The sequence below is a fragment of the Lichenihabitans sp. Uapishka_5 genome (assembly GCF_033947565.1).
Lineage (GTDB): Bacteria > Pseudomonadota > Alphaproteobacteria > Rhizobiales > Beijerinckiaceae > Lichenihabitans.
This window is the reverse complement of the sequence record NZ_JARPVX010000014.1, coordinates 65,669-82,820: the sequence shown is the minus strand read 5'-3', so window position 1 is coordinate 82,820 and position 17,152 is coordinate 65,669. Positions and strand designations below refer to the sequence as shown.

At 64.6% G+C, this 17,152-nt stretch carries 16 protein-coding genes and 1 tRNA gene; 14 read left to right on the top strand and 3 right to left on the bottom strand.

The genetic code is table 11. The features are described from left to right. Nucleotides 1-205: 205 nt before the first annotated feature. Nucleotides 206-2,074 carry a serine aminopeptidase domain-containing protein gene (locus tag P7D22_RS08490; protein ID WP_319933791.1) on the bottom strand — a complete coding sequence of 623 codons (1,869 nt, stop codon included), beginning with the start codon at nt 2,072-2,074 and terminating at the stop codon, nt 206-208. A 231-nt stretch (nt 2,075-2,305) separates the two neighbouring features. On the opposite strand from P7D22_RS08490, the gene P7D22_RS08485 reads away from it, so the two are divergent. From P7D22_RS08485 to P7D22_RS08475, 3 genes are all read left to right on the top strand, one after another. Beyond that, on the top strand, nt 2,306-2,821 hold the full coding sequence (locus tag P7D22_RS08485) for a hypothetical protein (RefSeq protein ID WP_319933790.1): 516 nt from the start codon (nt 2,306-2,308) through the stop codon (nt 2,819-2,821). Between the two features lie 136 nt (nt 2,822-2,957). After that, nucleotides 2,958-3,620 (top strand): PAQR family membrane homeostasis protein TrhA, encoded by a 663-nt coding sequence (gene trhA, locus P7D22_RS08480; protein ID WP_319933794.1) that lies wholly within the window; start codon nt 2,958-2,960, stop codon nt 3,618-3,620. A 30-nt stretch (nt 3,621-3,650) separates the two neighbouring features. Then, nucleotides 3,651-3,845 carry a DUF2256 domain-containing protein gene (locus tag P7D22_RS08475; RefSeq protein ID WP_319933789.1) on the top strand — a complete coding sequence of 65 codons (195 nt, stop codon included), beginning with the start codon at nt 3,651-3,653 and terminating at the stop codon, nt 3,843-3,845. Nucleotides 3,846-3,873: 28 nt separating this feature from the next. On the opposite strand, the gene P7D22_RS08470 is transcribed toward P7D22_RS08475, so the two are convergent. Further along, nucleotides 3,874-5,304, bottom strand: a complete 1,431-nt coding sequence (locus tag P7D22_RS08470; protein WP_319933788.1) for a cytochrome P450 — start codon at nt 5,302-5,304, stop codon at nt 3,874-3,876. A 178-nt stretch (nt 5,305-5,482) separates the two neighbouring features. On the opposite strand from P7D22_RS08470, the gene P7D22_RS08465 reads away from it, so the two are divergent. Then, nucleotides 5,483-5,752, top strand: a complete 270-nt coding sequence (locus P7D22_RS08465; RefSeq protein ID WP_319933787.1) for a hypothetical protein — start codon at nt 5,483-5,485, stop codon at nt 5,750-5,752. Between the two features lie 5 nt (nt 5,753-5,757). Here the strand turns inward: P7D22_RS08465 and P7D22_RS08460 are convergent, their stop codons facing one another. Continuing rightward, entirely contained in the window at nt 5,758-8,229 is a 2,472-nt protein-coding gene (locus tag P7D22_RS08460) for an EAL domain-containing protein (protein ID WP_319933786.1), read from the bottom strand. Nucleotides 8,230-8,613: 384 nt separating this feature from the next. Here P7D22_RS08460 and P7D22_RS08455 point away from each other — a divergent pair, with 384 nt between their 5' ends. The 10 genes from P7D22_RS08455 (at nt 8,614) to nuoG (ending at nt 17,150) form a co-directional block, all read left to right on the top strand. Next, a complete protein-coding gene (locus P7D22_RS08455; RefSeq protein WP_319933785.1) occupies nt 8,614-9,306 on the top strand; it encodes a hypothetical protein in 693 nt (230 codons plus the stop codon). A 97-nt stretch (nt 9,307-9,403) separates the two neighbouring features. Continuing rightward, a tRNA-Asp gene (locus P7D22_RS08450) sits at nt 9,404-9,480 on the top strand. A gap of 233 nt (nt 9,481-9,713) precedes the next feature. After that, entirely contained in the window at nt 9,714-10,079 is a 366-nt protein-coding gene (locus tag P7D22_RS08445) for an NADH-quinone oxidoreductase subunit A (RefSeq protein ID WP_319933784.1), read from the top strand. Further along, a complete protein-coding gene (locus P7D22_RS08440; RefSeq protein WP_319933783.1) occupies nt 10,070-10,654 on the top strand; it encodes a NuoB/complex I 20 kDa subunit family protein in 585 nt (194 codons plus the stop codon). Before P7D22_RS08445 ends, P7D22_RS08440 begins: the two co-directional genes overlap by 10 nt. Nucleotides 10,655-10,695: 41 nt before the next feature. Then, on the top strand, nt 10,696-11,310 hold the full coding sequence (locus P7D22_RS08435) for an NADH-quinone oxidoreductase subunit C (protein ID WP_319933782.1): 615 nt from the start codon (nt 10,696-10,698) through the stop codon (nt 11,308-11,310). Next, nucleotides 11,307-12,497 carry an NADH-quinone oxidoreductase subunit D gene (locus P7D22_RS08430; RefSeq protein ID WP_319933781.1) on the top strand — a complete coding sequence of 397 codons (1,191 nt, stop codon included), beginning with the start codon at nt 11,307-11,309 and terminating at the stop codon, nt 12,495-12,497. Before P7D22_RS08435 ends, P7D22_RS08430 begins: the two co-directional genes overlap by 4 nt. Further along, on the top strand, nt 12,494-12,736 hold the full coding sequence (locus P7D22_RS08425) for a hypothetical protein (protein WP_319933780.1): 243 nt from the start codon (nt 12,494-12,496) through the stop codon (nt 12,734-12,736). Before P7D22_RS08430 ends, P7D22_RS08425 begins: the two co-directional genes overlap by 4 nt. Before the next feature lie 7 nt (nt 12,737-12,743). Next, complete coding sequence (gene nuoE, locus P7D22_RS23430; protein WP_442916057.1) at nt 12,744-13,673, top strand: NADH-quinone oxidoreductase subunit NuoE; 930 nt, start codon at nt 12,744-12,746, stop codon at nt 13,671-13,673. Between the two features lie 12 nt (nt 13,674-13,685). Next, the gene (gene nuoF, locus P7D22_RS08415) at nt 13,686-14,987 is read left to right on the top strand and encodes an NADH-quinone oxidoreductase subunit NuoF (protein ID WP_319933779.1); all 1,302 of its coding nucleotides are present in this window, start codon (nt 13,686-13,688) and stop codon (nt 14,985-14,987) included. A gap of 96 nt (nt 14,988-15,083) precedes the next feature. Beyond that, nucleotides 15,084-17,150: an NADH-quinone oxidoreductase subunit NuoG gene (nuoG, locus tag P7D22_RS08410; RefSeq protein ID WP_319933778.1), complete on the top strand. Its 2,067-nt coding sequence runs from the start codon at nt 15,084-15,086 to the stop codon at nt 17,148-17,150. Nucleotides 17,151-17,152: the final 2 nt, after the last annotated feature.

Genomic DNA, 17,152 nt, shown 5'->3' with positions numbered 1-17,152 from the left:
ACAAATCCGCCGTGTCCGACAGTGTTTCAACCGGACAAGACAGAAGCTCTGCGTCTGCCACGACTTGCCTGATTTCATGCAACATGACGACCTCAACTCGCAATGGATCGTGCGGAGCACCCCGGGGACGCCCTGCCCATCGGAAAACACTACGCGTTCAGAGGTGAATTGAACCGTAAGGGCCATGCTCGATCCGGTGGGATGGTCAACCCGCGATGGCCTGCACCTCCTCGATACGACGGGTCTCCGACAGGGTTTCGTAACCATGACGCAGGCGCGGCTCGGCGTTGGCGGTCAACGCCCGATCGGCCGGGGAGGTGGGTTCCGAGAAGGCCAGCAACAGCTCGAGCAGCGCTTCCTGAGCCGCGCCACGGGTGAAGTTGTGGTCGGCCCCAGCCACATGCCTGACCGCGATGCCGGGATAGCGATGCAGCTTGCGCAGGTCGGCGCCCATGAAGCTGCGCAGTTCCTCGACGCTGCTGTCGCGCTCCGAATACGCCAGCAGAACGCGCACGTCGCGCTGGCGCAGGCGGGCCAGTTGGGCGTGCACGTCATGGTAGCGCCGCGACTCGGCCGTCAGCCGGCCAAGCAGCGCGGCGTAGCGGCGGAACAGGTGGCGGGACAGCTGCCGGCCTAGAAACCGCCAAGCGCCGCGCAGGTTCAACTGGCCGGTCAGCAGACGGCGCCATCCGTCGCGTCGCATCAGGGTCGTGCCGAGGTCGCCAACGCTGCGCTGCGCGAATTGAATCACGTCGGCCAGATTCTTCGAGGTGTCCCAGTTGAAATGGCCGATGTTGATGAGCGCCACGCTGCTGATGCGCGCGTCCGCCACCGCCAGCGTGAACGCCGCCCAAGCGCCACTACAGCGGCCGACGAGCCCGATGGTGCCATAGCCTGCATTTTCAAGCCGGTCGACGGCGGCCCGCAGGTCGTCGCACATGTGGCGCGAATACAGGAACTCGTCCGGCGCGTCCTCGGCCGGGCGACTGTCGCCGATGCCGCCTCCGTCGAACCGCAGGGTGGCGGTGCCGCAACGTGCCAGGCCACGCGCCTGCCGGACGGCGGCGCGACCCCACCCCATGTGGTAGTCCCGCCCCGCACCCGCGATGACGAGCGCGGGGGTGTCCGGCGTGCGGCGGGTCGGCTCGCACAAGACGCCGGCGAGCCGTAAGCCGGGGCCGAAGCGGATCGGCGTTTCCATGAAGCCGTCGCCCTGGAGCACCGTCGGCATCGCCAAGTCGGCCACGGGTGCCACCTCCGACGCCGTTTCGGCGGCCAGAGCCGTCATCCACGTCACCACTCGCGCGATCGTGTCGTCCGGGACCTTGGCCAAGGTCGGGTCCGTCAGCAGAGCCGGATAACCGGGGTAGTCGCCCGTATCAACCGACACCCCGAGGTCTTCGAGCCGAGCCGTAAGCGACTTTCGGGCGGGCGACCCGGGCTGTGCCAGGACGAGCGCGCGCCGGCAGGGCGCCTCCTGCAACGTCCCGAGGTCCAGTTTGACCATCGTGGCGAGCAGCGTTTGTGGGACAGTGAGCCCCGCAACGGTGTAACGCGCCGCGTCGGCGGCGTCCGATCCAAGACCCGAAGCAGCCGCCACCGCGGTTCCCCAAGCCTTCAATCCACGCAGATAGGCGCGCCCGCTCACGGCAGGCTCGAGCAGCACCAACGCGTCAACGGGTCCGAGCCGCATACCCCAAAGGGCCGCGAGGCTGGCGCCTAAGCTTTGGCCGAGAACGTCGATCCGCGACAAGCCGCTGCGATGGCGAAGCGCATCCATGGCCTCGCGGGCCGCCAGCCGCCAATCCTCGAGGTCGTCGGGCTCGGCATCGAGCGCATTGCCGGTGCCGGGATAGTCGAACCGCAGGCTGGCCACGCCGGCAGCCGCGAGCCGCTCCGACAACACCGTCCAAAAGGTGCGGCTGCACAATTCCTCGTAGCCGACCGGACTGAGCATCAGCACGGCCCGGCGGGGGGCGACCGGGGGCGCCTGATAGGTGCCGGTGAAACCCGTGAAGACGACCGGCTCGCTGGGCGGCAGCGCTGCGCCGGTGATCCTGTGCGAAGCCGTCACGTCAATTGCTCCCGGGGACGATGACCTCACGCCATGCTGTGTGCGGCAAGACCCAGATGCTAGGATAGCAAAGCCCGGTCGCGGCACCGTGTGGAGATCATACCCAGGGTTAATCACCCGTATGTTCGGGCTCGGTTGGCCCGGGTAGGTCTGGCGGCCGGCGCGCAACTCCTGGCGGCCCCCGCCGTTGCCACCCTGACGCTCGACGCAACGGGGCCAAGGCGGTGTTCCATGTTCAAGCACACCACCGGCGTGACCGTGATGATGGCGGGGATGTTTTTGGCGCCTGCGGATGCGGCGACGAAGACGGACCTGCATGGCATCGCGCTCGGCATGACGGCCGATCAGGTGATCGTGGGCGCCCACCTGCCTTGCCAAACGCCACCCTATTCGAGCGACATCGCCTGCACGGACGGCTCCGACGGGTCCGACTACCGTGCAGCCTTTTCGGGTGGCCTGCCGTCAGTGGTGTTGACGGTGGCGCGGTCGTTCTGCAGTCCAGCATCGCCGGCTGTCGTGCTGGGTGGCATGCTGAACGCGTTCGGCAAGGGCCGCAGGGCCGCCGCGCCTGATCCGAACGGCTACCATGTCGATCTGGACGCCACGACCGAGGCGATTCTGAGCGCCGACGACGGGTCTTGTCCGGCCGGTCGTGGCCGGCATTACGTGGTGGCGCTGCGGAGCAATGCCTTGATCGAGGCCAGTTCCCGCCAGGCGCTCGACCGCGCCAAGAAGGCGCTGCGGTGATCCGGCCGTGTCCCATCGTGGGGCCACATTGCCGGGGTCTGGTTCGGGCGCGGGTCGCCGCGTGGTTCGTGTGTGCCGCATCCGCCCCGAAGGAGCTTATCGCCTGATGAAGCCACGCCTTGCGGACGATCCCCAGATGCGCGACGGCGCCTGGAACCCGCGTTGGCTGGGCGAGATTCCGTGGCGCTATACGGGAGCCGAGATCCGGGCCGACGGCGCCGTCCATGCGATCGGCCTGACGCTGGCCGTGCTGGCCTTCGCCGGGTTCCTGGTCATGCCCCACGGCGGAACTGCGGCCACAACCGCGACCGCGATCTATCTGGTGACCTTGCTGCTGTCGCTGACGGCCTCGGCCCTCTACAATCTGTGGCCGGTGTCGCGTCCCAAATGGATCCTGCGCCGGCTCGACCATTCGGCCATCTACCTGCTGATCGCCGGGACCTACACGCCCTTCATGGTGATGCTGCAGGCGTGGTGGCTGCTAGCCGTCGTCTGGAGTGTCGCGGCGGCCGGCATCGCGCTCAAGCTGCTGCGCGTCGGGCGCTACGATGGGCTTTCGATCGGCCTTTATCTGGCGCTCGGATGGAGCGGGATCACGGTTTGCGGGGCGCTGGCTCAAACCTTTCCGCCCGTAACCCTGTGGCTCATCGGGATCGGCGGCGCGGTCTATTCCTGCGGCGTGGTGTTCCACGTTTGGGAGCGGCTGCCGTTCCAAAACGCCGTCTGGCACGGCTTCGTGGTGGTGGGCGCCATGCTGCATTATGGTGCCGTGTGGTCCGCCATCGTGGCCATGGCCTGACGGCCGCGAAACGCGAGGACGTCCCGTTCCATGCCTCCGATGCGCCGCAAGGGCGACCTGCCGACCAAGATCTGCGCGACCTGTGGGCGGCCTTTCACGTGGCGCAAGCGCTGGGCTCGCGACTGGGACGAGGTGCGCTATTGTTCCGACGCCTGCCGACGCCAGAAGAATGGCGGATCGCAGCCCCCTGCTGCCGATCCTGCTTCGAAAGTGAAGCGCTCGTGACGTGCCTTCGGCGCCTATCGGGTGCCGCCTAGGTGCGACGTCGCACCAGCATCGGCATGCCGCCCTGTGAGCGCAGCGACACCCGCTGGATCGGCATGACCGAATGGCCCTGGCACAGGGTCAGCCGGTAGGCGCGCAGAACGGTGGCCAAGATGACGATCGCCTCCTGCAGCGCAAAGGAAGCCCCGATGCAGACGCGCGGGCCGGCCCCGAATGGCAGATAAGCGAAGCGGTCCACCGAAGCCTTGCGGGGGGGCAGGAAGCGGTCTGGATCGAAGGCCTGCGGCTGTTCCCAAAGGCGCTTGTGCCGGTGCAGAACCCAGGGCGAGATGACGATGCGGCTGCCTGCCTTGATGCGCAGCGGCCCCAGCATGTCGGGGCCGGCCGCGTCGCGCGTGAGGGTCGCGGCAGGTGGGTAGAGACGAAGGGTTTCCTCGATCACGGCACGGGTGAAGGGCAGTTTCTCGAGCGATCCAGCGACGATGCGCTGGTCGGGCAGGGCGGCATCCACCTCGGCCTCGACGCGCAAACGGACCTGTTCGTCCTGCGACAGGAGGTACAAGGCCCAGGTGAGCGTGTTCGAGGTGGTCTCGTGCCCAGCCGCGATGAAGGTCACGATGTTGGCCTTGACGTCGTCCTCGCTCAATCCCGTGCCGGTTTCCGGGTCGCGGGCCTGCAGCAACAAGGTGAGCAGGTCGCGTGGCGCCGATCCGGGTTCATCGACCAGCACGCGTCGGCGATCGTCGATCATCCGGGTCACGACGGCATCGAAGAACGACAAGGCCGGCCGCGCCCGCAGCTGACCGATGCGCGGAATCCAGGTCGGCATGTCCAGGATGTCGAGCGGATCGATCTTCCCCATCGCCTCGAGATAGTGGGTGACGGCCGTGGCAAATTCTTCCGTGCGCCGGCCGAGACCGGCCGAGAAGATCGTGCGGGCCAGCACGTGCAGCGTCGTGCGCGCCATTTCGAAAGCCACGTCGATGCGCCGACCGTCGCGCTGCCGGTCCCAACGCGCGACCAGTTCCGCCGCCACATCAGCCATCGCGGCCTCGAAACCGGTCACGGTTCGGGGCGAGAACAACGGTGCCAGGGCGCGACGTTGCAGGCGCCAGGTGTCGCCTTCAGCAAGCAAAAGGCCACGGCCAAGCCCCGACGACAACACGCGGTGCTGCAGCCTGTCTTTCGGGTAGTTGGCCTGGTTGTCGACGAGGATGTGCCGGATCAAGGCCGGATCGCTGACGACCGTGATCTTGCCCAGGATGCTTTCGCCGCTCAACACCGGCTCTTCGAAATGGCGTTCCGTCCAGGTTGCGACGGGGTTTTGCCGCAAGGCGCGCAAGAGCGGCAGGGTGCGCAACGGTCGGGTATGCGGGGTCGGTGCCGGGGCTTCGAAAATGCGGCTTTGAACCAGATCGTCCCCCGGCACTGCATCGCCAGGGTGGCGTCGATCCAGCATGTCGCCATCCATCATTGCGTCTGTCCCGAACCCGTTGATGACTGACATCGTGCCTCTTGCGTGTCGCTCGCACCCCTCGCGCGCTTTCGTCGCGGCGAAAGGGCGGTCGAACCGATGGGACGCGCCAACGGTTAGCCAAACGGGTCCAGCGCCTCACGGCGCCAAAAAGGGGTGCCTCATGCGTGTCGCACGAAACGTCATTCTGCTTGGTGTTTTATTGGGGCTGCCCGGCCCGGTGCTGGCCCAGGCCGGCCAGCCTTCGGAAGCGCCACCGACCGATGTGTCGCGGCAGAACGGCACTCTCAGCGACAAGCTCAGCACCACCGGTGGCGTCATTCACCCCGATGGTGGCAGCGATGGGAGCATCGAAAAAGCGCCGTCGACCGAAAGCCGCATGCCCGTGATCCCGCCGGCGGGCTCCGCTGGTGCCGGCGGCGTGGCCAAATAGCGAAATCAGGCCCGCAACCGCTCACCGTCGACTCCGATGGCAAAACGGGCCTCGAAACTGTCCGGCGGCAACGGCCGCCCGAACAGGTAGCCTTGCGCCTGCACGCATCCTTTCTGCCGCAGCCGCTCCGCTTGGCCCTCCGTCTCGACGCCTTCGGCGATGACGCTGAGGCCGAGCCTGGCGCCGAGGCTGAGGACGGTACTGACGATGGCGGCGTCGGTCTCGGATTCGAGGATGGTCTGCACGAAGGAGCGGTCGATCTTCAGGCGGTCGAGCGGGAAGCGCTTCAGAAGGCTCAGCGACGCATAGCCCGTACCGTAGTCGTCGAAAGCGATGCTGACGCCGAGCCGTCGCAATTCGTGCAACGGCGCGATGATCTGCTCGTCGTGGCGCAGGATGATGTGCTCCGTGATCTCCACCTCCAGGGCCGAGCCGGGAAGCCCGGTGTCCTGCAGGATGCGGCTCACCGTGTCGGCGATGTGGCCGGACTGGAAATGGGCGCCGGAGAGGTTCACCCCCATGCGGAAGTCCGGCCAGATCCGGCGCCATTGCGCTGCCTGCGCGCAGGCCGTCTGGATCACCCAGTCGCCGACCTCCTCGGCCAAGTGGCTCGCCTCCAGGATCGGTATGAACCGGTCCGGGGGGATCAGGCCGAAGTCGGGATGTTGCCACCGGATCAGGGCTTCCGCACCGATGATCGCTCCGTCGGTGAGCCGAACCTGAGGTTGGTAGAACAGGACGAACTCCGCGCGTTCGATGGCGCGTGGCAATTCCTGCCGGCATAAGCTGTCCCGCACGGCGGCGTTCCGCATGTCGGGGGTGAACAGCCGATGCACGTGGCGCCCCTGCGCTTTGGCGGCATAAAGCGCGAGGTCGGCAGAACTCATCAATTCATCGGGATCGGTGCCGAACAGCGGGGCCAGCGTGATGCCGACGCTTGCCCCCAGGTGGATGGTCTGGCCCTGCAGCAGGAAGGGCTGGCTGAGCGCGTCGATGATCGTTTCGGCCGTCGCAGCCGCCCGCAACGGGTCTGCCTGGCCGTCAATCACCACCGTGAACTCATCGCCGCCGATACGCGTGACCGTGTCGCCGCGCGCCGTGCAGGCGAGCAAGCGCTCCGCCGTGATTTTCAGGATGCCGTCGCCGACCTGATGCCCGAAGATGTCGTTGATCTGCTTGAAGTGATCGAGGTCGAGCAGCAGCACCGTCAGCGGCCGCGCCGCACGCAGCGCCTCGCCCATGCGGGCGGTGAGGACAAGGCGGTTCGGCAGGCCGGTCAGGGCGTCGGAATGCGCCATGTGATTGAGGACAGCCTCGTTGCGCTTGCGCTCACCGATGTCGCGCAGGATCGCACAGGACATCAGGCGCCCATCCTGCCGCCATTGACTGTAGGACAATTCGACCGGGAGCATGCCACCCTCACGGCCAAGGATCTCCGTTTCGATGGTTCGGCCGCGCGGGTCGGGTCCGATGGCCGGGAAGTCTTCGGACGGCAGCGCACCGAGCGACACGGCTGGCTTTATGCAATGGGTCATCAAATCGACCGCATGTGTGCCGAGCATGATCTCAGCCGCCTGGTTGCAGAAGGTGATGGCCCCTGCGTCGTCGAAGGCCAGAATGCCGTCGGGCGTGCTGGCCGCGATGTTTTCGACGAACAGCTGGCTGCGGGCCCGCTCGGTTTCGGCGCGGCGTGCTCGGATCAGGCTGGCGCGGAACACCTCGACGGCTTGGCTGATGGCACCGATCTCGTCCCGTCTGCGCGACGGCACATGACCGGCCCCGACATTGCCGTGCGCCAGCTGGTTGAGGGCCCGCGTGACGATGCCAAGCGGCCGCAGGAATCGCAGATGGCTGACCGTGATGGCAAGGGCCGCCAGGCAGGCGGCCGCAATGCTGGACACAAGGGCCACCACCTTCGCATGGGTCAGCACCGCGACGCTGTTGCGCAGATTCGCATGGGCGCGACTTTGGTGGAGCAGGATGGCGTTTCGCAATTGCGTGTCTGCCGAAGAGAACAAGACGCGAAGCCATGGCGCCATCAACAATTGCTGCGCCTGCTCCGCCTGCTTGGCCCGCATCAGGCCGGGGAGGCTGGCCGTGAGGCGCATGTAGCTGTCGAGCGTCGTCGACAGTTTTTCGTAGTTCCGGCGTTCGTCGTCCGATCCGATCAAGGGTTCGTAACGGCCCCGTGCAGCTTGAAAGTCCCTTCGATCGGCTTCGAGTTCGATCAGGTTGTTCTCGATCACCTTGTCGTCGAGGTTCGAAAGCACCAGCCGGAACTCCCCGGCCCGGATGCTCAGGACGGCGTTGCTGACGTCCTGGATGGCGCCGAGGCTGGGCAATTGTTGTTCGGCGATGCTTTTCACATCGGCTTCGGCGTGTTGGAGTTGCCGAACCGTGATGACGCCCTGAATGCCCGTTACAACGGCAAGAACTGCGAACATGGAAGCAAGTGCGGATTTGATCGACGTCAGCATCAAAGGTCCGGAGGACGCGTTCGGGGGCCTGCCCTGACGCTGGATCGAAAGTCCGAACGCATGATTAATGAGAAACGGACAGATGCTTTCTTTGTTAACGGCTAATCCGTTCGCTCACCGAGCCTGATAGACTTGCGATCCCTTGCGGTCGATCGACGCTGGCAGGCCATAGGTGCAGGCGAAGCCGGCGACGCGGGGTCTGCTTCGCCCTAACCCGACCGGAACTCGTCCCCGGCGATCGCGCTTTGCCGTTTACCGGAGCACCACGGCCGATCAAGATGAGTGGCCCGCCGCGCGAGCCAGGACATCCTCATGCAAGTTGCTGATCTCAGGACACACCGATCGGGACGACGGGACCGGGCGTTGCAAACCGGCATGGGCGCAATGGCACGCCAGATCGGAAGCGCGGCCCTATTCGCGCTTTTCGCCGTGACCGGTGCCGCAGCCTTCGCCTCCGCGGCCCAGGCCGAGCCGATGCGATTCGCGGTCACGACGCTCGGCAGCGATGCGGGCGGCCTCTGCGGTCCCGACTGCATGGAGGTGATCAGTGCCAAGGGCGAGATCGACAACGAGACCGCCGATGCCTTTGCGGCGTTCCTGGCCAACCACCAGCAGGAGCAGAACCTTCGTCCGGTCGTGTTGATCGATTCGTTTGGGGGAACCGTGGTGGGCGCGATGCGCCTCGGCACGCAATTCCGCAGCTTCGGTGCCGAACTGATCGTCGGCGAAGCGTTGCGCGAGCGCGGCAGCGACCGCATGCGGCTTGCCCCGGCGGTGTGTTTGTCGGCTTGCGTTTACGCCTTCTTCGGAGGCCGGGATCGCGTGGTGCCGAGCACGAGCCGCCTCGGCATCCACCGCATGGTCATCAAAGAAGATATGCGCGACCCTTCCGGCGCTTACGCCGAGCAGCAGACCTTTGGCACCCCCGAGATCGTGCAGACCTTGTCGGACTATACCCGGTCGATGGGCATCAACCCGGACGTGATCCTCCAGGCCGAACGGATCGCGCCAGAAACTATCCGCATCCTGACCCAGAAAGAGATCGCCCGGTGGCGGCTCGCGCGGTCGCGCTTCTGAAACTTCGGCGAGGGGCCGCAACCCGCTTGACTCGTCCGGTCCTGCAGCCTATTCCGCTCTCACTCCGGTCCGCCTGGTTCGCCAGGCTCCAGACTGCGGGGGAGTAGCTCAGTTGGTTAGAGCGCCGGCCTGTCACGCCGGAGGTCGCGGGTTCGAGTCCCGTCTCTCTCGCCACCGGATATGCCCAAACCAATAAAATAACCCGATCTCCACACGGCTCGCGTAAGCCTTGCTCGTGGTCGCAAGGTGGGCAGCTAATTTGCCGCGTCGCAACACAAGCGGCTCTCAGTCGCGTCGTTTCGCCTTGCAAGGCCCTGGGGGCTCGATTAGTTCTGCTCTAAGGTGGAATGGCCGGACCCCTTTCCTGCGTGTTCGCCGTTTCGCACCGTCCCAAGCATGGATTCCTGATGCCGAGTTTGCTCAGTCAGTACCTGCCGGTCGTCATTTTCATCATCATCGCGGTGGTGATGTCGGCGGCCCTGCTGGTGGCGCCGTTCATCGTGGCGTTCCAGGCTCCCGACCCCGAAAAGCTGTCGGCCTACGAATGCGGCTTCAACGCCTTCGACGATGCGCGGATGAAGTTCGACATCCGGTTCTATCTGGTGTCGCTGTTGTTCATCATCTTCGATCTCGAGGTGGCCTTCTTGTTTCCCTGGGCGGTGGCGTTCCGTGACATCGGCACCTTCGGGTTCTGGTCCATGATGAGCTTCTTGTTCGTGCTGACCATCGGTTTTGTTTACGAGTGGAAGAAGGGCGCCCTGGAATGGGATTGATCGACACTCCCCGGGCCACCGAGGTCGCGCCTCAGCCGCGTGGCATCATCGATCCACGCACCAACAAGCCCATCGGATCGGACGACCCCTTCTTTGTCGGCATCAACGACCAGCTTGCCGACAAGGGCTTCCTGGTCACCAGCACCGACGAGCTGATCCAATGGGCCCGTACCGGGTCGCTGATGTGGATGACCTTCGGCCTAGCATGCTGCGCGGTCGAGATGATGCAGTTCTCGATGCCGCGTTATGATGCCGAGCGGTTTGGCTTTGCGCCGCGTGCCAGCCCGCGCCAGTCCGATCTGATGATCGTCGCCGGCACGCTGACCAACAAGATGGCGCCGGCGCTGCGCAAGGTCTACGACCAGATGCCGGAGCCGCGCTACGTCATCTCGATGGGCTCCTGTGCCAACGGCGGCGGTTACTACCATTATTCGTATTCGGTGGTGCGCGGCTGCGACCGCGTGGTGCCGGTCGATATCTACGTTCCGGGTTGCCCGCCGTCCGCCGAAGCTCTGCTCTACGGCATGCTGCTGTTGCAGCGAAAGATCCGTCGTACGGGGACGATCGAGCGCTAACGTGCAACTGCCCGGTGAGTGGGCGAGGGAATGGGTCGAGGATGAGTGTCGAACAAGGATCGCTCGAAGCTTTCGGGGCCGCCATCATGGCGGCGCTCCCGGACGCTGGCATCACGGCAGGCGTGCGCTTCGATGAGCTGACCTTGTCGGTGAAGCCCGAGGGCTACGTCGCGTTGGTCCGTCATCTTCGGGACGATGCGTTGTGCCTGTTCATCAACTTCGTCGATCTGTGTGGCGTCGATTATCCCCAGCGCCCCAAGCGCTTCGATGTGGTGCTTCACCTTCTTTCGCCGAAGTTCAACCGCCGCGTGCGGGTCAAGACCATGACCGACGAGACGACTCCGCTGCCGTCCTTGATCGAAGTGTTCCCTTCAGCCAATTGGTTCGAGCGGGAAGCCTATGACCTTTACGGTATTTTGTTCTCCGGCCATCCCGATCTGCGGCGCATTCTGACGGACTACGGGTTCGAAGGACATCCGCTCCGCAAGGACTTTCCGATGACGGGCTTTGTCGAAGTCCGTTGGGACGATCAAGAGAAGCGCGTCGTCAACGAGCCGGTCCGGCTGACTCAGGAATTCCGAAACTGGGATTTCGAGTCGCCTTGGGAAGGCATTGAGACGGCGGCGCTTCCTGGCGACGAAAAGGCCACCCAGTGACCGAACACAACCTCCGCAACTTCTCGGTCAACTTCGGCCCGCAGCATCCGGCTGCCCACGGCGTTCTGCGTCTGGTGCTGGAGCTCGATGGCGAGATCGTCGATCGGGTCGATCCGCACATCGGACTGCTGCACCGCGGCACCGAAAAGCTGATGGAGTCGCGCACCTACCTGCAGAACGTGCCGTATTTCGATCGGCTCGATTATGTGTCGCCGATGAATCAAGAGCATGCCTTCTGTTTGGCGATCGAACGCATGCTCGGCATCACGGTGCCGCGCCGTGCCCAGCTGATCCGCGTGTTGTTCTGCGAGATCGGACGTTTGCTGTCCCATATCCTGAACACCACCACGCAGGTGATGGATGTGGGTGCCTTGACGCCGCCGCTTTGGGGTTTCGAAGCGCGAGAAAAGCTCATGGTGTTTTATGAGCGTGCATCGGGCGCGCGCATGCACGCCAATTATTTCCGCCCGGGCGGTGTCCATTCCGATCTGCCCCGGCAGCTGGTCGAAGACATCGGGGCCTTCTGCGATCCGTTCCTCCTGCTGCTTGACGATCTGAGCGCCCTGTTCATCGACAATCGCATCTTCAAGCAGCGCAACGTCGACATCGGCGTCGTGACGCTCGAGGAATGCTGGAAGTGGGGGTTCTCGGGCGTCATGGTGCGCGGCTCGGGTGCGGCTTGGGACCTGCGCAAGAGCCAGCCTTATGAGTGCTACGAGGAGATGGATTTCGACATCCCCGTCGGCACCAACGGTGACAATTACGATCGTCAGGTGATCCGCATGGAGGAGATGCGCGAGTCCACCAAGATCATGAAGCAGTGTGTCGCCAAGCTGCTGGCGCCCGATGGGCAGGGGCCCGTGCATGCGCGCGAAGGCAAGCTGACGCCACCGTCCCGCGCCGAGATGAAACGCTCGATGGAAGCGCTCATCCATCACTTCAAGCTGTTCACCGAAGGGTTTCACGTCCCTCAGGGCGAGATCTATGCCGCCGTGGAGGCGCCCAAGGGCGAGTTCGGCGTTTATCTGGTGGCGGATGGGTCCGACAAACCCTATCGCTGCAAGATCAAGGCGCCAGGATTTGCCCATATGCAGGCCATGGACTTCATGTGCCGCGGTCACATGCTGGCTGACGTTTCGGCCATCCTGGGCTCGATCGACATCGTGTTCGGCGAGGTCGATCGGTGACACGCGCCCTGGCACTGGCGGTCGTCTGCGTCGGGGTCACGCCAGTCGTGGCTCAGACCGGCGGCCAGGCCGGAGCTTTGGAAAAGTTCGCGCCCGTTCGCCAGCTTCTGGCGGACGGTTACGATATCAAGACGGGCTTCGCCGATAACACCGGCGGCGCCTATCTCGTGCTCCAGAAGGCGACATCGGCCTTTCTGTGTCACAGCAGCCCGCGTCAGGTCTGCGAAAAGCTGAATTGAGAGAAGAATGGCCGTTCGCCGCCTTGCTGAAGTCCAGCCCGCCAGCTTCGAGTTCACGTCCGACAATCAGGCGTGGGTGAACAAGCAGATCGCGAAATATCCGGCGGGCCGTCAGGCTTCCGCCGTGATCGCCTTGTTGTGGCGTGCCCAGAAGCAGCACGACGGCTGGCTGCCGAAGCCGGCCATCGAGAAGGTGGCGGCCATTCTCGACATGCCCGACATCCGGGTGCTCGAGATCGCGACCTTTTATTCGATGTTCAACCTGAAGCCTGTCGGCAAGTATTTCATTCAGCTTTGCGGCACCACGCCCTGCATGCTGCGGGGATCGGACGGGATCAAGGCCGTGCTGCAACAGCGCATCGGGGCCCAGGATCACGTGTCGGCCGACGGCCTCTTTTCCTGGCTCGAGGTCGAGTGCCTCGGCGCCTGCTGTAATGCGCCGATGGTGCAGATCAACGACGATTATTTCGAGGATCTGACGCCCGAAAATTTCACGGTGCTGCTCGATGATCTCGCTGCTGGCCGTGAGGTGAAGGTTGGTCCGCAGAATGGCCGGACAACGTCCGAGCCGGCCAATGGTCTGACGTCCTTAACGGGGCTCTATGGTCGGGATGGTCGGAGTGGCCCGAGCTATCGCGTGTCTGGGGCGCCTGACGTCACGCAGGATGCGCTGCGGCCGGAACCGGCGGGCAACCCCGATCAGGACAACGATCCGAGCGACACCAAGCACGGCGGCGTCGACATGGGTCGCGAGAACACCAAGGGTAAGCCGCAAGGCTCGGTGGAGAACACCGATACCCGGACCGATGATCCCGTTGGGGCCAATCAGGTCGAGTCGAGTGCGCTGACCCAGAAGGGTCAAGAAGCCGACCGGCAGGAGCGATCCGGTCGAGACAACCCGCCTGTGCCCGGCCCGGCCGGCAACACCGACAAGTGAAGGCGCAGTTCCATGCTTGAGGACAAGGACCGGATCTTCCGGAATCTCTACGGCTTCGGTGACTGGCGCCTCGCTGGCGCACGGTCTCGCGGCATATGGGACAACACCAAGGGCCTGATCGACAACGGCAAGGACTGGGTCATCAATGAGATGAAGGCTTCGGGCCTCCGCGGCCGTGGCGGTGCGGGTTTTCCGACCGGTCTGAAGTGGTCGTTCATGCCGAAGCCCGATACGGCACGGCCATCCTATCTCGTCATCAACGCGGACGAATCCGAGCCGGGCACCTGCAAGGACCGCGAGATCATGCGGAACGATCCGCATACATTGATCGAGGGGTGCCTGATCGCGGCTTTCGCCATGGGGGCGCACGCCTGCTACATCTATATCCGGGGCGAGTACATCCTCGAGGCCGATCGGCTCGATGCGGCGATCGAGGAGGCCTATGAGGCCAATCTCGTTGGCGCCAGCAACCTGCATGGCTGGCCCTTCCATATCTATGTCCACCGTGGCGCCGGCGCCTACATTTGCGGCGAAGAAACCGCGCTGCTCGAGTCGCTGGAAGGCAAGAAGGGCATGCCGCGGCTGAAGCCGCCATTCCCGGCCAATATGGGCCTCTATGGAAATCCGACGACGGTCAACAACGTCGAGTCAATCGCTGTGGCGCCCACCATCCTGCGGCGCGGCGCCAGCTGGTTCTCGAGCTTCGGTGCCAAGAACAACGCTGGTACCAAGCTGTTCTGCGTGTCGGGCCACGTTAACACGCCCTGCAACATCGAAGAGGCCATGTCGGTCCCGTTCCGGGAACTGATCGACCGGCATTGCGGCGGCATCCGCGGCGGCTGGGACAATCTGTTGGCGGTGATCCCTGGTGGCTCGTCGGTGCCGTGCGTGCCGGCTTCCGAGATCATCGATGCGCCGATGGATTTCGACACCTTGCGGAACCTGAAGTCGGGCCTCGGCACGGCGGCCGTGATCGTCATGGACAAGTCGACCGATATTGTTCGCGCCATCGCCCGCATCAGCTATTTCTACAAGCACGAGAGCTGCGGCCAGTGCACGCCATGCCGCGAGGGCACGGGCTGGATGTGGCGCGTGCTGAACCGCATGGTGGAAGGTCGGGCGCAGAAGCGTGAGATCGACATGCTGCTCGAGGTGTCGACCCAGATCGAAGGTCACACCATCTGCGCGCTCGGCGATGCTGCCGCTTGGCCGGTGCAGGGTTTGATCCGTCACTTCCGTCCCGAGATCGAGAAGCGGATCGACACCTATATGGCGAACCCACATCCCGAGCCCATCCGGGTCGCGGCCGAATAAGCAAGAGGTCACGCTTCCCGCGTGGTCCCGTCGATGTGCCGCATTGCGGCAGCTCGGCGTCGAAGTGCAGATGAACCTCATCATGAGGATGGTTGAATGACCAAGATCATCGTCGACGGTACGGAAGTCGACGTCCCGGCCGATTACACGCTCCTGCAGGCCTGCGAGGCCGCGGGGGCCGAGATCCCGCGTTTCTGCTTCCACGAACGGCTGTCGATCGCCGGAAATTGCCGGATGTGCCTCGTCGAGCTGAAGGGTGCACCGAAGCCCGTGGCGTCCTGCGCCTGGGGGGTCAAGGACTGTCGCCCGGGACCGAACGGCGAGCCGCCGACCGTCGTGACCAAGTCGCCGATGGTGCGCAAGGCGCGTAACGGCGTCATGGAATTCCTGCTTATCAACCATCCGTTGGATTGCCCGATCTGCGATCAGGGTGGCGAATGCGACCTGCAGGATCAGGCGATGGCCTTCGGCGTGGCGGGGTCGCGCTTCCACGAAAACAAGCGTGCCGTTGAGGACAAGTACATCGGGCCGTTGGTCCGCACCTCGATGAACCGCTGCATCCATTGCACACGGTGCGTCCGCTTCACGGCCGAAGTGGCCGGCACCGGCGATATGGGTGCTATCGGGCGCGGTGAGGATATGGAGATCACGACCTACCTCGAGACCTCGATGGGGTCCGAGCTGCAGTCGAACATCGCCGATCTTTGCCCCGTCGGCGCCTTGTTGCAGAAGCCCTATCCGTTCAAGGCGCGGCCGTGGGAGCTGACCAAGACCGAGACGATCGATGTGATGGACGCGCTGGGGTCGGCCATTCGGGTCGATGCGCGCGGCAAGGAGGTCGTGCGGGTTCTGCCGCGGATCAACGATGCCGTGAACGAGGAGTGGATCTCCGACAAGACTCGGCACATCGCCGACGGCCTGAAGGCGCAGCGGCTCGACCAACCTTACGTCCGGAAGAATGGTCGTCTGGCGCCCGCGACCTGGAATGAAGCCTTCGCGGCTATTGCGGCCAAGATGAAGGTGGCGAAGCATGAGCGCATCGGCGCGATCGCGGGCGACCTGGCAGCGGTCGAGGACATGTACGCGCTGCAGCAGCTCATGGTGAAGCTCGGCGTCAAGAACCTGGATTGCCGGCAGGACGGCACGGCGCTGCACCCGCGTCTGGGCCGGGCATCCTACATTTTCAATCCCACAGTGGTCGGCATCGAAGATGCCGATTCATTGTGGATCATCGGCTCGAACCCGCGCCGCGAAAGCCCTGTGTTCAATGCGCGTATTCGTAAGCGCTGGCGCATGGGGAATTTCCCGATCAACATGATCGGCGAGCATGCCGAGCTCACCTATCCGGTGACCTACCATGGCGCAGGCACTGAAACGCTGAGCGGCTTCGTCGATCGCGCCGAAGTCACCGGCGAGCGGCCGATCGTGCTGCTGGGGCAGGGGGCGCTCACCCGCGCCGATGGCGTTGCCGTGTTGGCCCTGGCGGTCAAGCTGGCTCACAAGCTCGGTGCCATCAAGGACGGGTGGAACGGCTTCGGCGTGCTGCACACCGCGGCGGCTCGTGTGGGTGGTCTCGACCTCGGCTTCGTGCCGGGCGAGGGCGCTTTGACGGCGCAGCAGATGGCGGCCTCCGGTGCGCTCGATGTGGTGTTCCTGCTCGGCGCCGATGAGATCGACGTCGCTCCAGGCGCCTTTGTGATCTACCAGGGATCGCATGGCGATCGCGGGGCGCATCGCGCCGATGTGATCCTGCCTGCAGCGGCTTACACGGAAAAGCCGGGCCTTTACGTCAACACCGAAGGGCGTGTGCAGCGCGGCGATCGTGCCGCCTTCCCGCCGGGTGACGCCCGTGAAGATTGGGCGATCCTTCGGGCGCTGTCGGAGGTCGTCGGAGCCAAGCTGCCGTTTGATTCGCATCGCGCGCTTCGGGAGTCGTTGGTCACTGCGCACCCGCATTTCGCCGACATCGACGCTATCGCGCCTGGGAATGTCGGCGATCTGGACGCTGTGGCTTCGCTCGGGGGCAGCCTCGACAAGGCACCGTTCCGCTCCGTGATCGACGACTTCTATCTGACAAACCCAATCGCCCGGGCGTCGGCCGTGATGGCCGAATGTTCGGCCATGCACGCCAACGCGCTGCGTCAAACGACGGCGGCGGAGTAGAC